General features: G+C 70.1%; 18 protein-coding genes. 9 read left to right on the top strand and 9 right to left on the bottom strand.

What is annotated here, in order from left to right:
• The first annotated feature begins 4 nt into the window (after positions 1–4).
• The 3 genes from ON27_RS16210 to ON27_RS16200 all read left to right on the top strand — a co-directional run bounded on the left by ON27_RS16210 (position 5) and on the right by ON27_RS16200 (position 2,807).
• A complete protein-coding gene (locus tag ON27_RS16210; RefSeq protein WP_043727106.1) occupies positions 5–1,219 on the top strand; it encodes a phosphoglycerate kinase in 1,215 nt (404 codons plus the stop codon).
• A gap of 1 nt (position 1,220) precedes the next feature.
• On the top strand, positions 1,221–2,006 hold the full coding sequence (gene tpiA / locus ON27_RS16205) for a triose-phosphate isomerase (RefSeq protein WP_043727102.1): 786 nt from the start codon (positions 1,221–1,223) through the stop codon (positions 2,004–2,006).
• A gap of 147 nt (positions 2,007–2,153) precedes the next feature.
• Positions 2,154–2,807 carry a DUF1579 family protein gene (locus ON27_RS16200; protein WP_051046666.1) on the top strand — a complete coding sequence of 218 codons (654 nt, stop codon included), beginning with the start codon at positions 2,154–2,156 and terminating at the stop codon, positions 2,805–2,807.
• 9 nt (positions 2,808–2,816) lie between these two features.
• Here ON27_RS16200 and ON27_RS16195 read toward each other — a convergent pair whose 3' ends face one another.
• On the bottom strand, positions 2,817–3,599 hold the full coding sequence (locus tag ON27_RS16195; protein WP_043727099.1) for an META domain-containing protein: 783 nt from the start codon (positions 3,597–3,599) through the stop codon (positions 2,817–2,819).
• 282 nt (positions 3,600–3,881) lie between these two features.
• Between ON27_RS16195 and ON27_RS16190 the strand changes: the two genes are divergently transcribed.
• The 3 genes from ON27_RS16190 to secG all read left to right on the top strand — a co-directional run bounded on the left by ON27_RS16190 (position 3,882) and on the right by secG (position 6,737).
• Positions 3,882–4,823: a DMT family transporter gene (locus ON27_RS16190; RefSeq protein ID WP_051046665.1), complete on the top strand. Its 942-nt coding sequence runs from the start codon at positions 3,882–3,884 to the stop codon at positions 4,821–4,823.
• 10 nt (positions 4,824–4,833) lie between these two features.
• On the top strand, positions 4,834–6,432 hold the full coding sequence (locus tag ON27_RS16185; protein WP_043727093.1) for an MFS transporter: 1,599 nt from the start codon (positions 4,834–4,836) through the stop codon (positions 6,430–6,432).
• A 71-nt stretch (positions 6,433–6,503) separates the two neighbouring features.
• Positions 6,504–6,737, top strand: a complete 234-nt coding sequence (gene secG, locus ON27_RS16180; protein ID WP_043693695.1) for a preprotein translocase subunit SecG — start codon at positions 6,504–6,506, stop codon at positions 6,735–6,737.
• 323 nt (positions 6,738–7,060) lie between these two features.
• Here secG and ON27_RS16175 read toward each other — a convergent pair whose 3' ends face one another.
• A complete protein-coding gene (locus ON27_RS16175) occupies positions 7,061–7,909 on the bottom strand; it encodes an SDR family NAD(P)-dependent oxidoreductase (protein ID WP_043727086.1) in 849 nt (282 codons plus the stop codon).
• A 102-nt stretch (positions 7,910–8,011) separates the two neighbouring features.
• Here ON27_RS16175 and ON27_RS16170 point away from each other — a divergent pair, with 102 nt between their 5' ends.
• Together ON27_RS16170 and ON27_RS16165 are read left to right on the top strand one after the other, a co-directional pair.
• On the top strand, positions 8,012–8,959 hold the full coding sequence (locus ON27_RS16170) for an alpha/beta fold hydrolase (RefSeq protein WP_051046669.1): 948 nt from the start codon (positions 8,012–8,014) through the stop codon (positions 8,957–8,959).
• A gap of 61 nt (positions 8,960–9,020) precedes the next feature.
• The gene (locus ON27_RS16165) at positions 9,021–9,623 is read left to right on the top strand and encodes a DUF7691 family protein (protein WP_043727081.1); all 603 of its coding nucleotides are present in this window, start codon (positions 9,021–9,023) and stop codon (positions 9,621–9,623) included.
• A 9-nt stretch (positions 9,624–9,632) separates the two neighbouring features.
• On the opposite strand, the gene ON27_RS16160 is transcribed toward ON27_RS16165, so the two are convergent.
• The 7 genes from ON27_RS16160 to tkt form a co-directional block, all read right to left on the bottom strand.
• Positions 9,633–10,112 (bottom strand): SRPBCC family protein, encoded by a 480-nt coding sequence (locus ON27_RS16160; RefSeq protein WP_043727154.1) that lies wholly within the window; start codon positions 10,110–10,112, stop codon positions 9,633–9,635.
• Positions 10,113–10,182: 70 nt separating this feature from the next.
• Entirely contained in the window at positions 10,183–12,474 is a 2,292-nt protein-coding gene (locus ON27_RS16155; protein ID WP_051046664.1) for a transketolase C-terminal domain-containing protein, read from the bottom strand.
• 111 nt (positions 12,475–12,585) lie between these two features.
• The gene (gene pgl / locus ON27_RS16150) at positions 12,586–13,341 is read right to left on the bottom strand and encodes a 6-phosphogluconolactonase (protein ID WP_043727078.1); all 756 of its coding nucleotides are present in this window, start codon (positions 13,339–13,341) and stop codon (positions 12,586–12,588) included.
• Positions 13,334–14,242 (bottom strand): glucose-6-phosphate dehydrogenase assembly protein OpcA, encoded by a 909-nt coding sequence (opcA, locus tag ON27_RS16145; protein ID WP_174377848.1) that lies wholly within the window; start codon positions 14,240–14,242, stop codon positions 13,334–13,336. Before opcA ends, pgl begins: the two co-directional genes overlap by 8 nt.
• On the bottom strand, positions 14,239–15,810 hold the full coding sequence (zwf, locus tag ON27_RS16140; RefSeq protein ID WP_043727070.1) for a glucose-6-phosphate dehydrogenase: 1,572 nt from the start codon (positions 15,808–15,810) through the stop codon (positions 14,239–14,241). The genes opcA and zwf overlap by 4 nt, the downstream gene beginning before the upstream one ends.
• Positions 15,811–15,813: 3 nt before the next feature.
• A complete protein-coding gene (gene tal, locus ON27_RS16135) occupies positions 15,814–16,950 on the bottom strand; it encodes a transaldolase (RefSeq protein ID WP_043727069.1) in 1,137 nt (378 codons plus the stop codon).
• A gap of 6 nt (positions 16,951–16,956) precedes the next feature.
• Positions 16,957–19,098, bottom strand: a complete 2,142-nt coding sequence (gene tkt / locus ON27_RS16130; protein WP_043727068.1) for a transketolase — start codon at positions 19,096–19,098, stop codon at positions 16,957–16,959.
• Between the two features lie 726 nt (positions 19,099–19,824).
• Here tkt and ON27_RS16125 point away from each other — a divergent pair.
• Positions 19,825–20,814: a heme o synthase gene (locus ON27_RS16125; protein ID WP_043727148.1), complete on the top strand. Its 990-nt coding sequence runs from the start codon at positions 19,825–19,827 to the stop codon at positions 20,812–20,814.
• The last annotated feature ends 27 nt before the right edge of the window (positions 20,815–20,841 follow it).

The following is a 20,841-nucleotide window of genomic DNA, read 5'->3' as shown; positions in this document are numbered from 1 at the left end:
GCGTATGGCTGTCAAGACACTCGCGGATCTGCTCGGCGAGGGTGTCGAGGGCCGGGGCGTGCTGGTGCGCTCCGACCTGAACGTCCCCCTCGACGACAAAGGACAGATCACCGATCCCGGCCGCATCATCGCCTCGGCTCCGACCATCAAGGCGCTCGCCGCGGCGGGGGCCAAGGTCGTCGTGACCGCGCACCTGGGCCGCCCGAAGGGCGAGCCGGACCCGAAGCTCTCGCTGGCGCCGGTGGCCGCCCGGCTCGCCGAGGAACTGGGCCGCAACGTCCAGCTCGCCGGTGACGTGGTCGGCCAGGACGCGCTGGCGCGCTCCGAGGGCCTCACCGACGGCGACGTGCTCCTGCTGGAGAACATCCGGTTCGACGCGCGCGAGACCAGCAAGGACGACGCGCAGCGGGCCAAGCTGGCCGCGGCTCTGGTCGAGCTGGTCGGCGACGACGGCGCGTTCGTCTCCGACGGCTTCGGCGTGGTGCACCGCAAGCAGGCTTCGGTGTACGACGTGGCCCAGCTGCTGCCGCACTACGCGGGCACGCTGGTCGCGGCCGAGGTCGAGGTGCTGGCCAAGCTGAGCGAGAACCCGGACCGGCCGTACGCGGTCGTGCTGGGCGGCTCCAAGGTCTCCGACAAGCTGGCGGTCATCGAGGCGCTCGCGCCGAAGGTCGACACGCTGGTGATCGGTGGCGGCATGTGCTTCACCTTCCTTGCCGCACAGGGCCTTTCGGTGGGCGCGTCGCTGTTGCAGGAGGAGATGGTGGACACCTGCAAGCACCTGCTCGAGCAGTACGCCGACGTCATCCACCTGCCCCGCGACATCGTGGTGGCGGACGCGTTCGCCGCCGACGCGGAGTCGAAAGTCGTACCGGCGCACGAGATCCCGGCTGGCTGGCTGGGCCTGGACGTGGGCCCGGAGTCGGCCGATCGCTTCTCGGTGCTGCTGACCGAGGCGCAGACCGTCTTCTGGAACGGTCCGATGGGCGTGTTCGAGTTCGAGAAGTTCGCCGCGGGCACCCGCGGGGTCGCCGAGGCGATCGTGACCGCCACCGGCAAGGGCGCGTTCACCGTGGTCGGCGGCGGCGATTCGGCCGCGGCCGTGCGCGCGCTCGGCCTGCCGGAGGACGGCTTCTCGCACATCTCCACCGGTGGCGGCGCGTCGCTGGAGTACCTGGAGGGCAAGGAACTCCCCGGTATCGCGGTGTTGGAGGACTGAAATGGCACGCAAACCGCTCATCGCGGGCAACTGGAAGATGAACCTCAATCACCTCGAGGCCATCGCCCTGGTGCAGAAGATCGCGTTCGCGTTGCCGGAGAAGTACTTCGACAAGGTCGACGTCGCGGTGATCCCGCCGTTCACCGACCTGCGTAGCGTGCAGACGCTCGTCGAAGGCGACAAGCTCCTGCTCACCTACGGCGGGCAGGACGTCTCGGTGCACGAATCGGGCGCCTACACCGGCGAGATCAGCGCGAGCATGCTCGCCAAGCTGGGCTGCACGTTCGCCGTGGTCGGGCACTCCGAGCGGCGGCAGTACCACAACGAGGACGACGCCACCGTACTGGCCAAGGCCAAGCAGGCGCTGAAGCACGGGATCACCCCGATCGTGTGCATCGGCGAGGGCTTGAACGTCCGTGAGGCGCAGACGCACGTCGAATACAACCTCGAGCAGCTGCGCGGATCGCTGAAGGGCCTGACGGCGGAGGAGATCTCGAAGATCGTGATCGCCTATGAGCCGGTGTGGGCGATCGGCACCGGCAAGGTGGCCACCCCCGCCGACGCGCAGGAGGTCTGCGGCGCGATCCGCGGGGAGCTGGAGAAGCTGGCTTCGCCGGAGGTGGCCGCCGGAGTTCGCGTGCTCTACGGCGGATCGGTCAACGCGAAGAACGTCGGCGAGTTGGTCGCGCAGACCGACATCGACGGCGCGTTGGTCGGCGGCGCTTCGCTCAAGGGTGACGAGTTCGCCACCCTGTCGGCGATCGCCGCGGGCGGCCCGCTGCCCTGATCTCGGCGCCACACACGAACAGCCCGGTATCGCGGACAGCGATACCGGGCTGTTCCGATTTCGCCGAGAGTGAGCACGGGTGCTCGGCGGCCGGTGCAGGTGCGATGATGACGGAGCTTCGAAACAACGGCCCCGACAAGGATTTTCGTGACCCTTCGCAAGCTGTCCACCGCTGTTCCCGCCGCACTGATCGCGCTGGCCGCGCTCGTCGGCTGTTCCGACGACTCGGCAGACGATCACGATCACGCCCACCACGACGCGGCATCGAGCACCATCGCCGCGGCGGTTCGGCCGGAGCAGCAGGACGCGGGGCACCGCAGGATCGGCCAACTGGTCGGGGAGTGGACGGGCGCGAAATCGACTTTCGTCGCGGGCGGCACGGCCGACAACCCGACCAAGCGCGCAATCGTCTCGCGCTGGGAATGGATCGCCGAGACCGGCAACAATTTCCTGCGTGAGGAAGCCGAGGACGTCCACGGCAGCAGCGCGTACTACCGGCTCGGACTGCTCGGATTCTCCCCGACCGACAACCGCTACGAGTGGTCGACCGTCGACAGCGTCACGCCGATGACCATGATGTACAAGGGCGCGAAGGGAAGCGGCAGTGACCCCGACATCGTCATGTCCGGCGAGTTCACCGATCCCGGCGTGCTCGGTCCCCAGTTCGTGGGCAAGACGATCCCGATGCGCACGGTGATCCGGCTGGAGTCGCCCGACCGGGTCCTCATGGAGATCTACTTCGCCGCGCCCGGCGAACCGGAGCGGATCGCGGATCGCGTCGTGCTCACTCGGAAGAAGTAGCGGGCGCGCTCACTGCGCGTGCAGGACCAGGCCCGCGCCGTTGTCGTTGCGCAGGGTCAGCGTGTCGGCGTCCACCGTGACGGTCGTCTTGCCGTCGAGGGCTTCGAGCACGGACTGCTCGACCTCCATCGCGTCCGGCGCGCACAGCATCTTCGTGGTGGCCACCCGGAAGACGATCTGCGTGCCCGACACCTCGGCGCTGCCGGTCAAGCGATTGCAACCGGTGCTGCCGGAGACAGTGTCGTCCTCGGCGATGGTCAGTGTGGGCTGTGCTTCCTCCAGGGCCCGCGAGCGGATCTGGCTGTTGTCGGAGATGAACGCGGTCACCGCCCAGGACGTGCCCTTGACCGGTTTGTCCGGCTGGGCGACCTTCTTGTCCAGCAGGGTCACCGTGCGGTCGGGGGTGTGCAGGGTGAGCCGCGAGTCGTCGAGCCGCCAGCTGGGCTGGGAATTCAGCAGGCCGCTGAGCCACTCGTCGGCGTCGCGCCGATCGTCCTCGCAGGCCATCAGGGTGGTGGCCAGGCCGGAGACACGCAGGACGTGGCCGTCGAGTTCGACCGCGCCGCTGAACTTGTTGCATCCCGCGTCGGCGGCGACGCGGCCTTCCGAGAAGCTGATCGTCAGCGGCCCGCCACCGGGAATCGCGGTGCCCTCGACCGCGGTCGAGAGGAAGGTGCGGTCCATCGGTGTCGGCTCGCCGGCGTCGCGGTCCGGCTCCCCGCGCGAGCACGCCGTGATCGCGCAGAGGGCGAGCAGGACCAGCGTCGCCGATCGCGCCGAGTGTGCCGTCATGCGGCGATGCTACCGACGCCGGGCGGCGTCACCCCCGATTTCGCTGGTCGAACGGCCCGCTGCGTGCTCCCGAGGCCCGCGAGATCGAAGCCGAGCTGACTCGTCCGCCGTCGTATTAGGATCTGTCCGTGCACCGATGCTTCCCCATCACCCCGCCGCCCGCCTCCTGAGCGAGGTGTAGGTTTCCAGCGCGCCACCCAGTGGTGAGCGCGCTCTCTTCGGCAGCACTGTGCACCTCGCTTCCGCGACCCCACTCCCTTCGTCGCAGGAGCGCGATCTCTCATGTCCTCATCTGTGTCCACGACCGGCCGTTCGGGGCTGGTCTACCTCGTCGCGGCCGGAATCCTCTGGGGCACCGGCGGTCTGCTCGGCGCACTGGTGCACCGGGCCACCGGCCTGTCGCCGGTCTCCGTCGCCACCTGCCGACTCGCCGTCGGCGGGCTGCTGCTGGTGGGTCTGCTCGCGGGCGCGCGGCGGCCGTGGCCGCGGGATCGGCCGGCCTGGCGCCGGATCGGCGCGGTCGCCGTGCTCGCGGCGGCCTTCCAGGCGGCCTATTTCGGCGCGGTCGCGGTGTCCTCGGTCAGTCTCGCGACCTTGCTCACGATCGGTATGTCGCCCGTGGTCGTCGCGGTGTCGGAGCACGTCACCGGAAGGCATCCGCTGGACCGGCGGCGCGCGGCCACCATCGGCCTCGCCCTGGGCGGACTGGTGTTGCTGGCCGGTGTGCCGTCCGGCGCGCCGAGCGCGGGCGGGCTGCTGGTCGGCGCTGCGCTGGCCGCGCTGGCCGCGGCGGCGTTCGCGACGGTCACCGTGCTCAATGCCGCGCCGGTGCCCGGGCTCGACGCGATGACCACCACCGGCCTCGGGTTCACCGGCGGCGCACTGTTGCTGGCTCCGCTCGCGGCCACGAGCGGCCTGGCCTTCGACCCGACCATCGGCAGCGTCGCGCTGGTCGTGCTGCTGGGACTGGCGCCCACCGCGATCGCCTACACCTGCTACTTCCGGGGACTCGCGCAGGCCGGACCAGGGATCGCCGCGGTGCTCGCCTTGCTCGAACCCCTGACGGGCGCGGCGCTGGCGGCGGTCGTCCTGGGCGAACGGCTGACCGCGACGGGATTCACCGGCGCCGCGCTGCTCGTCGGGGCGCTGATGCTCGCGGCCACCGGGGGTCCCGAGGTCCGGCGTCCGCACACGGCGTCCGGGCCGCGGCGGCTGCGCGACTAAGCTTCGGCGCGTGACTTCTGCCGCGACGACCCCGGGTTCCACCTGGGCGCCGCTGCGTTCACCGGTGTACCGCGCGCTGTGGGTGGCGCAACTGGTGTCGAACCTGGGCACCTGGATGCAGACCGTGGGCGCGCAGTGGATCATGGTCGACCAGCCCAACGCGGCGGCGCTGGTGTCGTTCGTGCAGACGGCGATCACCTTGCCGGTGATGCTGCTGGCCATCCCGTCCGGTGTGATCGCCGATCTGGTGGATCGGCGCTGGTTGCTGCTCGGCGCGCAGTCCACGATGGCCGTGCTGGCGCTGATCCTCGCCGTCTCGACGGCGACCGGGCACACCACGCCCGTCGTGCTGCTCACGTTGTTGTTCCTGCTCGGCTGCGGGCAGGCGCTGACCGCCCCCGCGTGGCAGGCGATCCAGCCGGAACTGGTCGCGCGCGAGCAGATCCCGGCGGCATCCGCGTTGGGCAGCATGAACATCAACATCGGCCGGGCGGTGGGGCCCGCGGTGGCCGGAGCGCTGGTCTCGCTGTCCGGGCCGACGCTGGTGTTCGCGCTGAACGCGGTGTCGTTCGTGGGCATCGTCGTGGTCTTGACGTTGTGGCGGCGTCCGGCGACCGATCGCCGCCTGCCCACCGAGCGCCCGCTGGCGGCGTTGCAGGCGGGTACCCGGTTCATCCGCGCGGCTCCGGCGATCCGGCGGGTACTGCTGCGCTCGATCCTGTTCATCGCGCCCGCGAGCGCGGTCTGGGCGCTGTTGCCGGTGATCGCCCGCGACCGGCTCGGGCTGTCGTCGTCGGGATACGGGCTGATGCTCGGCGCGATGGGCATCGGCGCGGTGCTGGGCGCCGCGGCGCTGTCCCGCTTGCGCGCGTGGCTCACCCCGACCCAGCGGCTCACCATCGCCGCGATCCTGTTCGGCGTCGCGACAGCGGGGACCGCCCTGCTGCGGATCGTGCCGCTGGTGCTGGTGCTGCTGGTGTTCGCCGGGCTGGCGTGGCTGCTGGCGATGTCCACGATGAACGCGACCATGCAGCTGTTGCTGCCCGCCTGGGTGCGCGCCCGGGGATTGTCGGTCTACCTGCTGGTCTTCATGGGTGGCCAGGCGATCGGCTCGCTCACCTGGGGGCTGGTCGCGGACGCGATCGGCTCGGTGCCCGCGCTGCTGTGGGCCGCGGTGCTGCTCGCGTTCTGCGCGCTGAGCACGGTGTGGCTGCCCATCCGCAACGATCCCGAACTGCTCGACCTGACCCCCGCGGCGTTCTGGCCGGAACCCGAGCTGGCCGTCGAACCCGATCCCGACGACGGACCGGTGCTCGTCCTGCGCAGCTATGACGTACCGCCGGACAGTGCCGAGGAGTTCTTGGCCGCCATGGCCTTCGTCGGGCGGTCCCGTCAGCGCACCGGCGCGATGGAGTGGCGTCTGTATCGCGACGTCGGGGTGATCGATCGCTACGTGGAGGCCTTCGTCGTGCGGTCCTGGGCCGAGCACATGCATCAGCATCAGATCCGGCTCACCGCGCAGGACCAGCTGCGCGAACAGGCCGTCGCGAAGTTCGGCGCGGTCGACGGGGAGCAGGTCACCCATCTGGTCGCGGTCGACCGGCGCTAGGGTGCACCCGGGGGCGAGTGGCCGGAGTGCCTGATTCGGTGCGATCGCACCGACCGCATACACTGTCCGGCATGCGGATGTTCCTGGATATCCTCCTGATCATCACCAGCTTGCTGCTGGTGCTGCTGGTGCTGCTGCACCGCGCCAAGGGTGGAGGTCTGTCCAGCCTGTTCGGCGGCGGTGTGCAGTCCAGCCTGTCCGGGTCCACCGTCGTGGAGAAGAACCTCGACCGCGTCACCATCTTCACCGGCGTCATCTGGCTGATCGCGATCCTCGGCATCGGCCTGGAGATCAAGTTCGCCTGATCCCGGCGGTCATGGCGGCTGCTGTGAGCGCCGCCGCGCTGTGAACGACCGCGGCGGTATAGATCGTTCCCGGTACCGGGGGTGGCCAGGGACCGCGGCCGCCGCGCCGTCGACTGTCACATCGCCGAACCGGTCGCCGGTCCGCGCTCACCACCGCCACCGAGAAGGTGGCGATCACGTCACATCCGACGTAGCCATTACAATCTGCCACGCCGCCACCGGCCGCCATGCACCCAGCAGGCCGGTTCACGCGATTGCGAACGCGGCCGAACCGGTTCCGGGCCACTCCGCGCGACGGCTTCCCGCCGCGCTCCGACCGGCGTTCAGTCGATGCGCGGAATGCGCCCGTCGAGATCGGTGAACCCGTAGTACTCGGCGAGATCGGCCACTCGCCAGGGCAATCCGGTGCGGGAGCGCCGTCCCGCGTCGGTGGCGAGCGCGACGACGGCGCGGCCGGTGAAGCGTGGCGTCTGCGCGTCGCCCAGGTCGAAGGTGCCCTCACCCGGCAACGTGACCATCCGCCTGCCGTCGGCGCCGGCCGGAACCAGTTGCAGCAGTTCGGTGTCCACGATGCCCGGCCAGAGCGAGACCACGGTCACCTCGGTGCCCGCGAGGTTGTGCGCCAAGTCCGCGGTGAGCCGGTCCAGCGCCGCTTTCGCGACGCCGTACACCGCGTTGTGCATGTATCTGCGCGCCCCCGGCGAGGAGATGTTGACGATCAGCCCGCCTGTCTCGATCAGCAGCGGCGCGGCGAACACGCTTGCCACGTAATGCGATCGAACACCCACGTCGAACGACTCGTCCCACGCCGCCGGCGGCACCTCCCAGAAGGGTTTGCCCAGCCAGCGGGCCGCGGCGGGGGAGTTGTAGACGTTGTTCACCAGCACGTCCAGCCTGCCGTGCTCGGTGCGAACCAGCTCGAACAACCGCTCCACCGCGTCGTCGTCGCGGTGATCGCAGACGAACGGGATGCCGACGCCGCCCGCCGCATCGATATCGGCGGCGGTTGCGTGTACCGTGCCGGGTAGTCGCCCCTGGGCCGCCGAGCGCCCGGTGACGAACACCGTGGCACCCGCCGCGCCCAGCTCCAACGCGATTCCCTTGCCGATGCCGCGGCTGGCGCCGGTGACCACCGCGACCTTGCCTTCGAGCCTCTCGGGTATTCCGCTCACGGAATCGGAACATTACCGTGAAACGATAACGTGTTCTAGTGTATCGCTCTGGAGGCCCGAGTGGATCTGACGCATCGGTTCGTGACGACCAACGGTGTCCGCATGCACGTCGCCGAGCAGGGCGCGGGGCAGCCGGTGATCTTCTGCCACGGATTTCCGCACACCTGGTACATCTGGCACCGCCAGCTTCCCGCGCTCGCCGCGGCGGGCTATCGCGCCCTCGCGCCGGACCTGCGCGGTTACGGGCAGACCGACGCCCCGGCCGACCCAGAGGCGTACACGAATCACGCGGTCGGCGCGGATCTGCTCGCCCTGCTCGACGACATCGGCGCCGAGCAGGCGGTCTTCGTCGGCCTGGACTTCGGCGCGGCGTTGGTGTGGGAACTGGCCTTGCGCGCGCCGGAGCGGGTGCGCGGCGTCATCGTCCTGAACAATCCGTTCGCGCCGCGCCCGCCGCGTGCTCCGTCGCAACTGTGGGCCAAGGCGGCGGCTCGGCACTTCCTGCACCTGCACTACTTCCAGACGCCAGGGGTCGCCGACGCCGAACTCGCCGCGCGTCCCCGCGATTTCCTCACCCGCGTCTACTACGCCCTCAGCGCCGACTATCACTATCTGGACACCTGGCGCTTCCCGGCGGAGGGCACCGGTTACCTCGACGTGCTGCCGGAGGCGCCCGCGTTGCCGTGGCGCTGGCTCGGCGCGGACGAGTTGGACGTGCTGGCCGCTGATTTCGAGCGCACCGGGTTCACCGGCGGATTGAACTGGTACCGCAGCCTGGATCGCAACTGGGAACTCACCGCCGAGTACGCGGACGCGAAAGTCACCGTGCCCGCCTATTTCCTCTATGGCGACCGCGACCCGGACATGGAAGGTTTCAGTGGTCGCGACCCGCTGGCCACCCTGCGCGAGCATGTGGTCGACCTGCGCGCGGTGACCGAGATCGGCGGCGCGGGCCACCTCGTACAGTTGGAGCGGACCGAGCGGGTGAACGCGTTGCTCACCGCGCATCTGGCCCATCTGGCCGCGCACCCGGACCGGCTTCCGGCCTGAGGCGAAACGTCTTCGGTCCCACCGCCGTTCGTTGTCGGTGGGCACCGCTAATGTTCGGTGAATGAGTTATAGCCTGAGCATCTACGTCGTCGAACTGGACAGGGTCAAGGGCGCCATCGGGTCCGGGGACGACAAGCTCCGGCGGATGATCGGGGGCCGGTTCAAGGCCCAGCTGACCCATGACGACGACTGGTTCGCCGAGGAGATCGCCGGCGGCGCGCCCACCCGCTACGAGGCGGTGCGCGCCGTCGTCGACGGCGGTCCGTTCGACCCGGCCTATGGTTTCCAATACGGCTACGCCTATCAGACGATCTGCCAGTTCTACGGCCGGTTCGCGGACAACCGCTACTTCTCGGCGTTCCGCGGTCGCTGGCTCGATCACATCGACGACGGGCTCGCCACGCTGGGCATCAAAGCGGTCAGCGTCCGCGCGTTCATGTACCACTCGCTGCCGCCTTCGCTGCCGCAGCCCGACGAGTTGCCCGGCTACGGCGAATGGACGCCGGAGCAGTGCGCGGAAGCGCTCGTACAGTGGGAGTCGACCACGCCACCGCAGCGCGAAGAGGTCGACCACGAGGTCCTCGCCGCCATCGAGTCCTGTATCGAGTGGATCCGGGAGGCTCAGGCGCGTCCGGGCTGGGGGATCGCCGGGTTCTTCTACTGAGCCGGCGGTCTAGCGGTATTCCTCGGCCAGCTTCGGATAGTCCGACCACCGTGGCAGCGGCTGGAAGTCGAGGTAGGCGGTCAGGCGATCGAGCAGGTACTGCCACCGTGGGCCGATGACGCCCGCGTCGGCGGGGCACACGTGGCGGCGGGTCAGCTCCACGGTGGTGACCACGCCGACCTGGCTCGTCCGCACTTCGAGCAGGCAGCCGTCGACATGCACGACGAACTCGTGCGGCGCCTGGCAGTGGTCGACGCGCACCGCGACCGGGCCGGGAACGGGACCGTCGAACAACTCGATGGTGAGGTTCCCGTTGCCGCCGGAGACGGCGCCGAGCCAGCGGGCGAGCTGGCCGCGCTCGGTGGCCGCCGACCATACGTCCAGGACCGGCTTGTGGAACGAACGCAGGTAGTGCAGGAGCACCAGATCGCCGTCCGCTGTGTGCTCGTGCTCCGGCCGTACCTCGCCGAGCATGGACATCGTGGTCATCGCCGTGTCCTTTCCGCTGCTGGTCACCGTCACCCTCACTGTATTTCCACTATTCACCCGCCGAATCGGATTACCGGGAAGGCCGGGCCTCGGCGCGCCGCGGGTCCGCGCCGGTCGCCGCGCCCAGCAGCCGCAGGGCCGCGGCTTCGATGCGGTCCTCGTCGAGCAGCACCGTCGCGGCGGCCGGGCCCAGTGGCACGAAACTGTCCTCGCTGGTGACGCGCGCGATCCGTCCGGTGAAACCGGCGTCGAGCAGAGCCGCGCACACCGCTTCAGACACGCCCCCGCCGCGGCGGGTCTCGTCCGCGACGAGAACCCGGCCGGTCGCGCGCGCGTGCCGCAGCAGGTCGTCCGCCGGGAGCGGAGCCAGCCAGCGCAGGTCGAGCACACGTGCGTGGATCCCGTGCCGGGCCAGCCGCCGCGCCGCGCGCAGGCTCATCGGCACGCCGTTGGCGAAGCTGACCAAGGTCAGGTCGGTCCCCTCGCCGTAGACCCGGGCGCGGCCGATCTCGATGTGCTCCGCCGGAGAGGGGCGGGCCAGCCAGCCGTCGTCGCCCGGACGGTGCAGGTCGCGCGTGTGATACAGCGCGATGGGCTCGAGGTACAGGCAGACTCTGCCGTCCACTCGTGCGGCGGACACGCAAGTGCGCAGCATCGCCGCCGCGTCGTCGGCGCGGGACGGGGAGGCGAGGACGACGCCCGGGATGTCGCGCAGCGCGGCCACCGAGTTGTCGTTGTGGAAGTGGCCGCCGAAGCCCTTCTGATAGGCGTATCCGGCGATCCGCACCACCATCGGGTTGCGGTAGCGGCCGTCGGAGAAGAACGACAGCGTGGCCGCTTCGCCACGGATCTGATCGGCGGCGTTGTGCAGGTAGGCCAGGTACTGGATCTCCGGGATCGGCAGGAATCCGGCCAGCGCCGCGCCGAGCGCCGTGCCCAGGACGCTCTGCTCGTCCAGCAAGGTATCGAACACGCGCCGCGCGCCGAACGTCTTCTGCAACCCTTTGGTCACGCCGTACACGCCGCCTTTGCGGCCGACGTCCTCGCCGAAGACGAGCACGTCGCGATCACGCTCGAGCAGGTGGGCGAGAGTGTGGTTGACCGCCTGCGCCAGGGTCATCGGATCGCTCTGCGCGACAGCGCCGTTCACGCGGTGCGGCGCACCGATGCGCGGGATCGGATGGCCGCTGTGCGCGGGTTCGCGCGGAAGCGGGTCGGTGCGCAGCGCGTCGGCGCGCACGAGCGCGGGACGGGAGGGCGCGATCGGTGCGATCACGGCCGCCGCCGACGTGAGTTTCGGTTCGGCGCACACCAGCTCGGCGGTCTCGGCGACTCGGCGGCCCAGGTCGGCGTAGCGGTCGAGTAGGCCGGCGGGTGTGGCGACGCCGCATTCGATCAGCAGCCGCGCGGTCGCGGCCACCGGGTCGCGAGCGAGGTCGGCGGCGATCTCGGCGGAGCGGCGGTAGGCGGTCTCGACGTCGGATCCGGCGTGACCGAGCAACCGCACGGTCCGCAGGCGCAGGAACGCGGGCGCGCGGTGCTGCCTGACCCACCCGGCGGCGGCGTCAGCGGTGGTGAGCGCGTCGAGCGCGGCGCAGCCGTCGGCGCTGAAGTACGCCAGGCCGGGCCGGTGGCCGAACGCCTGCTCGATCCAGCCCGGTGGGGTGGGGACGCTGATCCCGATGCCGTTGTCCTCGCAGACGAACAGTATCGGCATCGGAATTCCTCGACCGGCGGCGTGAATCGCGGCGTTGATCGCTCCGGCCGCGGTGGAGTGGTTGGCCGACGCGTCCCCGAAACTGCACAGCACCACCGCGTCGGCGGGCCAGGGACCAGGGACACCCAGCCGCGCGGCGCGATCGATCGCGAAAGCCAACCCGACGGCGCGCGGAAGATGCGACGCGATGGTCGAGGTCTGCGGGATGACGTTCGCGGCGGCACTGCCGAACACCTTGTGCCGCCCACCGGAAATCGGGTCCGTCGCCGCGGCGACCACACCGAGCAGGACGTCCCGGATCGGGTCGAGCCCCGGCACCTGACGAGCCCGGTGCACGAAGAACGCTCCCGACCGGTAGTGCAGCAGGGCGGGGTCGGTGCTGCGCAGGGCGGCCGCCAAGGCGGCATTGCCCTCGTGGCCGGACGAGCCGATGCTGTAGTAGCCGCGCCGGTCGCTGCCGAGGCGGCGCGCCGCCAGATCGAGTTGCCTGCTCGTCGCCTGTGCCTCGAACAGCTCCAGGCAGGCCGTGCCGGTGACCGCGCTGCCGGACACGATCGCGCGATCCGCCGGACGGCCGGGCCCCGGCACGCATGCGGCGACGGCGGCGCGGAACCGCTCGTCCAGATCCACTGCCTGATCGGTCACCGACCGATCATCTCGTAAACCGCGCCGTCAGGACGGGTTATCCGCCGGTGTTCTTTCGGAAACGCTGGACGATATCGGACAAATTTACGAAATGATCGTCCCGTGACGTAGTCAGCGCAGCCCGGCAGCCGCCTCTTGGTCCAGCAGCCAGGTCGTGGAGTCGATTCCGGTCGCGCCGGCCGCGGGCACGTCCGCCGGGTTCGCGCCGCCGATGGCCGCGGCGACCGCCTCGGCCTTGGCTGCGCCGCCGACCACCAGCACAACGTGGCGGGTCCGGCGGATCGCGGGCCGGGTGAGGGTCACCCGCACCGGCGGCGGCTTCGGCGAGTTCGTGACGGCGACAACGAGTTCGTGCTCTTCCCGCACCGCCTCGGTGTCCGGGAACAGCGAGTTCACGTGGCCCTCGCCGCCCATGCCGAGCAGGTGCAGATCGAACGCGCCGTGTTCGGCGAGGTAGGCGTGCACCGTCGCGGAGTACTCGGCGGCGGCCTCCACCGGGTCGGGGTACTCGCCGTCGGAGGCGGCCACCGGGTGCACCCGAGCCGGGTCCACCGGCACGTGGTCCAGCAGCGCGTGCCTGGCTTGCAGGTCGTTGCGCTCGGGATCGCTCGCGGGCACGAAACGCTCGTCACCCCAGAACACCTCCACCCGGGACCAGTCGATGTCGCCGGGCGACTTGCGCACCTGCTCCAGCAGGGCGATGCCGGTTCCGCCGCCGGTCAGCACCACCGACGCGGAGCCGCGCTCGGCCTGCGCCGCGACCACGACGGAGACGAAGCGGGCCGCCGCGGCGGCGACCAGCGAGTCGGTGTCGAGGTGCACCTCGACGGTGTCGCTGGGGAAGGGCGAATCGGTGTGCTCACTCATAGATCACCTTCTCGATTCCGGCCAGCGCCTCCGCGTAGGTCTCGTCGGCGTCCAGCCTGCGTAGGTCCTCGGCGAGGCAGTCCCGGGTCTCCCGGCGCGCCAGCGCGATCCGCTGCACCGGTTCGCCGGTGCGGGTCAGTGTCGCGGTGCGGCCGGTCTGTGGGCGTTCGATCGCGATGGAGACGGTCGGGCGGTGCAGTTCCACCAGCAGTGGGCCGGTGCGGCGCCGAACCGGGCAGCCGAGCCGTGCGGCCAGCCAGCCGGCCAGGATGTCGAGAGCGGGCTCGTCGCGCAGCCCCGACACGGTCGCCGATTCCACCGATTCGAACGGCGGCTCGTCCATGGCGGCCGCCAGCAGCGCGCGCCAGTACGTGATCCGGCTCCAAGCCAGATCGGTGTCACCGCTGGCGTAGGAGTGCAGCCGTTTCTTGATCGCCGCCTGCGGATCGGGCGCGAACGTGGCGTCGGTGATGCGGCGGCCCGCCAAGCGTCCCACCGAATCCTTGGACGGGAACTCCGGGGCGCCGCGCGGCCACCACGCCACCACCGGCGTATCCGGCAGCAGGAACGGGGTGACGACGCTGCTCTCGTGGCTGACCAGCTCGCCTTGCAGCCGCAGCACGATCACCTCGGCGGCCCCGGCGTCGCCGCCCACCCGGATCTGCGCGTCCAGCCGGGTGGCGGCCTCCCGGTCGCCGCGCGCCAGCACCACAACACGGCAGGGATGCTCGCGGCTGGCTTCGTTCGCCGCGTCGATCGCGTCCTCGGCCTCGGAACTGTCGAGCGTGCACACCACGAGGGTGAGCACCCGGCCCACGGTGATCACGCCGTTGCTCTCGCGCAGCTGCACCAGGCGCTTGGTGACCTCGCCGGTCTTGGTCTCGGGCATGTCCACGATCACGGCCGCCGCCATTCCCGCCCGGTGCGGGCGATCATCTCGTCGGCCGACGGCGGACCCCAGGTGCCCGCCTCGTACGGTTCCGGCCTGCCTTCGGCGGCCCAGTGCTCGAGCACCGGATCCAGGATGCGCCAGGACAGTTCGACCTCCGCGTTCACCGGAAACAGCGAAGGCACCCCGAGCAGCACGTCGAGGATCAGGCGTTCGTAGGCCTCGGGGGAGGACTCGGTGAACGCCTCGCCGTAGGTGAAGTCCATGTTGACGTCGCGCACCTCCATGCCGGAGCCCGGCACCTTCGAGCCGAACCGCGTGGTGATGCCCTCGTCCGGCTGTACCCGGATGACCAGCGCGTTCTGGCCCAGTTCCTCGGTCATGGTCTGGTCGAACGGCAGATGCGGCGCCCGCTTGAAGATCACCGCGATCTCGGTGACCCGGCGGCCGAGCCGCTTTCCGGTGCGCAGGAAGAACGGCACGCCCGCCCAGCGGCGGGTGTCGATCTCCAAGCTGATCGCGGCATAGGTCTCGGTCTTCGAATTCGGGTCGAAGCCCTCCTCCTGGAGCAGACCGGCCACGTGCTCGCTGCCCTGCCAGCCCGCGGTGTACTGCCCACGCGCGGTGGTCTCGTCGAGCGGTTCGATGAGCCTGGTCGCCGAGAGCACCTTGATCTTCTCGGTCTGCAGTTGCTTGGGCTCGAAGCTGATCGGCTCCTCCATGGCGGTGAGCGCCAGCAGTTGCAGCAGGTGGTTCTGGATCACGTCGCGCGCGGCCCCGATGCCGTCGTAGTAGCCCGCGCGGCCGCCCAAGCCGATGTCCTCGGCCATCGTGATCTGCACGTGGTCGACGAAGTTGGCGTTCCAGATCGGCTCGTACAACTGGTTGGCGAAGCGCAGCGCCAGGATGTTCTGCACCGTCTCCTTGCCCAGATAGTGGTCGATGCGGAACACCCGCTCCTCGGGAAACACCCCGTTGACCAGAGCGTTGAGTTCCTGGGCGCTCTGCAGGTCGTGCCCGAAGGGCTTCTCGATCACCACCCGCCGCCAGGGTTTGCGCCCGTCCGGCCCGGCTGTCTGCGCCAAGCCGTGCGAGCAGAGCTGATCGAGCACCACCGGGAACATGTTCGGCGGGATGGACAGGTAGAACGCGTGATTGCCGCCGGTGCCGCGCTCCTTGTCCAGCGTGGTCAGGGTGTCGGCGAGCCGGTCGAACGCCGCGTCGTCGTCGAAGGTGCCCTGGACGAACCGGATGCCCTCGGAAAGCTGGTCCCAGACCTCCTGGCGGAACGGGGTACGGGCGTGCGCCTTCACCGCCTCCAGAACCACCTGGGCGAAGTCCTCGTCGGCGTAATCCCGGCGCGCGAAGCCGACCAAGCCGAAGGCCGGGGGCAGCAGCCCCCGGTTGGCCAGGTCGTAGATGGCCGGCATCAGCTTCTTGCGGGACAGGTCGCCCGTGACGCCGAAGATGACCATGCTGCACGGTCCGGCGATGCGCGGGAGCCGTTTGTCCCTTTTCTCACGCAGCGGGTTCCGCCATTCGGCGGCGTCCGGCCCCTCCGCGGGCGCTGCACCGGCCATCGGTCAGCCGTTCCCGGTCGACGCCGACTTCAGCTCGTCGGCGGTGGCGGAAAGCAGCTCCTCCCAGGACTTCTCGAACTTGTCGACGCCCTCGCGCTCCAGCACCGCGAACACGTCGTCGAGGTCGACGCCGACCGCGGCGAGCCGGGCGAAGACCTCCTCGGCCGCGGCGGCCTCGCCGCTCACCGCGTCGCCGCGGATCACGCCGTGGTCGGCGACCGCCTGCAGCGTCTTCTCCGGCAGCGTGTTGACCGTGTTCGGCGCGACCAGCTCGGTGACGTACATGGTGTCGGAGTAGTCCGGGTTCTTGACGCCGGTGGACGCCCACAGCGGACGCTGCCGATTCGCGCCGGCCGCCGCCAGGTTCAGGAAGGTCGAGGTGTGCTTGCCGCCGTCGAACACGTCCTGGTACTCGGCGTAGGCCAGGTGGGCATTGGCGATGCCCGCCTTGCCGCGCAGCGCGAGCGCCTCCTCGGTGCCGATGGCCTCGAGCCGCTTGTCGATCTCGGTGTCCACCCGGGAGACGAAGAACGAAGCGACGGAATGGATCTTGGCCGGGTCGTGTCCGGCGACCTTGGCCTTCTTCACGCCTTCGAGGTAGGCGCCCATCACCGCGCGGTAGCGCTGCACCGAGAAGATCAGCGTGACGTTCACGCTGATGCCTTCCGCGATCACGGCGGTGATGGCAGGCAGGCCCTCTTCGGTGGCCGGAATCTTGATGAACAGGTTGGGACGGTCGACGATCTTCCACAGCTCGACCGCCTGCGCCACGGTCCGGTCGGCGTCGAACGCCAGGCGCGGGTCGACCTCGATCGAGACCCGGCCGTCCACGCCGCCGGTGGCCTCGAACACCGGGGCGAACACGTCACAGGCCGCGCGGACGTCGTCGGTGGTGATGGTGCGGATCGCCGCGTCGGCGTCGGCGCCTTGCGCGGCAAGGTCTTTCAGCTGGTCGTCGTAGGCGTGGCCCTGGCTGAGCGCACCCTGGAAGATCGTCGGGTTGGTGGTGACGCCGACGACGGACCGGGTCTCGATCAGCTCGCGCAGATTGCCGGACTTGATCCGATCCCTGGACAGATCGTCGAGCCATACGGACACTCCCGCCGCCGACAGGGCGGCGAGATTCTCGTTCTGAGCCATGGGCGCTTATCCCTTCACGTTCTCGAGCGTGCGCTGCGCGGCGGCAACGACGGCTTCCGGAGTGAAACCGAATTCGCGGAACAGGGTCTTGTAGTCGGCGGAGGCGCCGAAGTGCTCGATGGACACGATCTCGCCTGCGTCGCCGGCGAACCGGTGCCACGGCATCGCGATACCGGCCTCGACGACGACGCGAGCGGCGATCGCGGGCGGAAGCACCTCGTCCCGGTAAGCCTTGTCCTGCGCGTCGAACCACTCCACACACGGCATCGACACCACGCGGGTGGCGATGCCCTGCTCCTCCAGGGTAGTGCGGGCGGCGACCGCGAGGTGCAGCTCCGAACCCGTGGCGATCAGGATCACCTGCGGGGTGCCCGTGGACGCCTCGGCCAGCACGTAGCCGCCCTTGGACACGCCCTCGTAGCTGGTGCCCTCCAGGATCGGGAGATCCTGGCGGGTAAGCGCCAGCCCGGACGGGCCGTCCTGGTGCGGCGGCTCGGACACCGAGAAGTGCGACCGGTGCTCGCTGCTGTCGCGTTCCAGGATGGTGCGCCAGGCGTAGGTGGTCTCGTTGGCGTCGCCAGGACGGACCACGTTCAGGCCCGGGATGGCGCGCAGGGCGGCCAGGTGCTCGATCGGCTGGTGCGTCGGGCCGTCCTCGCCGAGGCCGATGGAGTCGTGGGTCCAGACGTAGATCGCGGGCACCCGCATCAGCGCGGCCAGCCGGACGGCGGGACGCATGTAATCGCTGAACACCAGGAAGGTGCCGCCGTACGGACGGGTCGGGCCGTGCAGCGCGATGCCGTTGAGGATCGCGCCCATCGCGTGCTCACGAACGCCGAAGTGCAGGGTGCGGCCGTACGGGTCGGCCTTCCACATGCCGGTGGAGATCGACTGCGGCCCGAAGCTGGGCTGGTCGGGCATGGTGGTGTTGTTGGACTCGGCCAGGTCGGCCGAGCCGCCCCACAGCTCCGGCAGCACCGGCGCCAGCGCGGCGAGCACCTTGCCCGACGCCTTGCGGGTGGCCATGCCCTTCGGGTCCGGTTCGTGCACCGGGAGATTCGCGGTCCAGTTCTCCGGCAGCCGCCGCTCGATCAGGCGGTCGAACAGGGCCTTGTTCTCCGGGTTGGCCGCGGCCCACGCGTCGAAGGACTGCTGCCACTGCTCGTGCGCCTTGCGCCCGCGTTCGACGACCTTGCGCGTGTGCTCGATGACGGCGGGGTCCACGTCGAAGGTCTTGTCCGGGTCGAAGCCGAGGACCTTCTTGGTGGCGGCCACCTCGTCGGCGCCCAGCGCCGCGCCGTGGGCCGAACCGGTGTTCATCTTGCCGGGGGCCGGGTAGCCGATGATGGTGCGCAGCACGATGATCGAGGGCTTGGCGGTCTCGGCCTTGGCGGCCTCCAGCGCGGCCTCGATGGCGACCACGTCCTCGCCGCCCTCGACCACCTGCACGTGCCAGCCGTAGGCCTCGTACCGCGCGGCGACGTCCTCGGTGAAGGCGATGGTGGTGTCGTCCTCGATGGAGATCTTGTTGTCGTCGTAGACCAGCACGAGGTTGCCCAGCTGCTGGGTGCCCGCCAGCGAGGACGCCTCGGACGTGACGCCCTCCTCCAGATCGCCGTCGGAGGCGACGACGTAGACGAAGTGGTCGAACGGGCTCGTGCCGGGCGCGGCGCCCGGGTCGAACAGACCGCGCTCGCGCCGGGCCGCCATTGCCATGCCGACCGCGGAGGCGAGACCCTGGCCGAGCGGGCCGGTGGTGATCTCCACGCCGTCGGTGTGCCGGAACTCCGGGTGGCCCGGGGTGAGCGAGCCCCACTTGCGCAGGTTCTTCAGGTCGTCCAGTTCCAGGCCGTAACCCGCCAGGTAGAGCTGGATGTACTGGGTGAGGCTGGAGTGTCCGCAGGACAGCACGAACCGGTCCCGGCCGACCCAGCTCGGATCGCTCGGGTCGATGCGCATGGTGCGCTGGTAGAGCGTGTACGCCAGCGGCGCGAGGCTCATCGCGGTGCCGGGATGGCCGTTCCCGGCGTTCTGCACCGCCTCGGCGGCCAGGACCCGGATGGTGTCGACGGCCTTGGTGTCCAGGTCCGTCCAGTCGTCCGGGTGGTTCGGCTGAGTGAGGGCGCGGATGTCGTCTGTGATCGACACGACCGAGGTTCTCCTGACATTGGTTTCGTCGACGGCGGGTGGGTTTCTGACGGCGATGATCGCGCGGCAGCTACGGCGTGCGTACCGGCTGTACCCACCTACCCTAGATGTGCCCGCTGACCGGCACACCATTAACCCTTGCTTGGTTCCGTGGGTCTTACCGCGCTGGGTGTTCGCAGGTGGAGTTTCCGCGCCCGCGCCCGCGGCGGCGGTGTGTTCGCGGCCTTGCAGCGGGCCATGAAGCGGGACGAGACCCGTGCCATCGGTGCAGGTGGTTCGGCCCTTTTCGAACCCGCGGCCCGCTGCGAATGCGCTCGTCAGTCCGCATTCGGCGGGACGGAACGTTTCGATCAAGCGACCGCTTCGCCTTATGTCTCGCCGCTGCGGCGAGAGTTGCCGGAAACGGCCCGTTCGACGGCGCGGTGTATTCGCGGGCTCGAGTTTCGGGCCACGAAATTATTCGCCCGCCGCTACGAGTGTCGGCCAGTAGCGCGGAACTCGGCTGCTCGGGCGTCAGCGGCCCGTCACAGAACGGCGCCCTTGCGCGGGGGCGAGGGGAGGGGGACGGGCGGTGGGGGTCTACCATCCTCTGTAGTAGTAGTCGCGCCGCACCGGTCGGAAGGGCGCCGGGGCGGACGAGGGTCCGGCGTTGGCACATCCGTACCACCGGGACGAGCGCACTGCTGGTCCATGCCGGATGCGATGCACAGCGTGCGAGGAGAGACAGTGCGGATTGGGCAACAGCCGGGTGGCGACGGTGCGCACGGCTCCTCCGCGACGGCGCTGGCCGACCGGTTCACGGGGCCCGGCCTACCGTCCCGGTTGACGCGACGGACGCTGGCCTACGTCGCCCTGACCAAGCCCAGGGTGATCGAGCTGCTGCTCGTCGCCACCATCCCGACCATGCTGCTGGCCGACCGCGGCACCGTCGACATCCGGCTGATCCTCGCGACCCTCTTCGGCGGTTGGATGGGCGCGGCGAGCGCGAACACGCTCAACTGCGTCGCCGACGCCGATATCGACAAGGTGATGAAGCGCACCGCCAAGCGGCCCCTGGCCCGGGAGGCGGTGCCGACCCGCAACGCCTTCGTGTTCGGCGTCGTGCTCGGGCTCGGCTCCTTCGCCTGGCTGTGGTGGCAGGCCAACCTGCTCAGCGGCCTGCTGGTCGTCGCGACGATCCTGTTCTACGTCTTCGTCTACACCCTGGGTCTCAAGCGCCGTACCTCGCAGAACGTGGTGTGGGGCGGTGCGGCGGGCTGCATGCCCGCCCTGGTCGGCTGGTCGGCCGTGACCGGGAGCATCGGCTGGCCCGCCGTCGCGCTGTTCGGCGTGATCTTCTTCTGGACGCCGCCGCACACCTGGGCGCTGGCCATGCGCTACAAGGAGGACTACCGCGCGGCGGGCGTGCCGATGCTGCCGGTGGTCGCCACCGAGCGGGCCGTCACCAAGCAGATCGTCGTCTACACCTGGCTCACCGTGCTCACCACGCTCGCCCTGGCGCCCGCCACCGGCGTCGTCTACGCGGCCGTGGCGCTGGTGGCCGGCGCATGGTTCCTGCTCATGGCCCACCAGCTGTACGCGGGCGTGCGGCGCGGCGAATCGGTGAAGCCGCTGCGGCTGTTCCTGCAGTCGAACAACTACCTGGCCGTGGTGTTCTGCGGCCTCGCGGTGGACTCGGTGCTCGGCTGGGACACCATCGGCAGCTTCTTCGGCTGATCGCGCCGATACAGCCGTCCGGTCGGA

It is taken from the genome of Nocardia asiatica NBRC 100129 (assembly GCF_000308415.1).
Taxonomy (GTDB): Bacteria; Actinomycetota; Actinomycetes; order Mycobacteriales; family Mycobacteriaceae; genus Nocardia; species Nocardia asiatica.
Note: the sequence above shows the minus strand (reverse complement) of the source record. Positions and strands in the feature narration are given on the sequence as shown.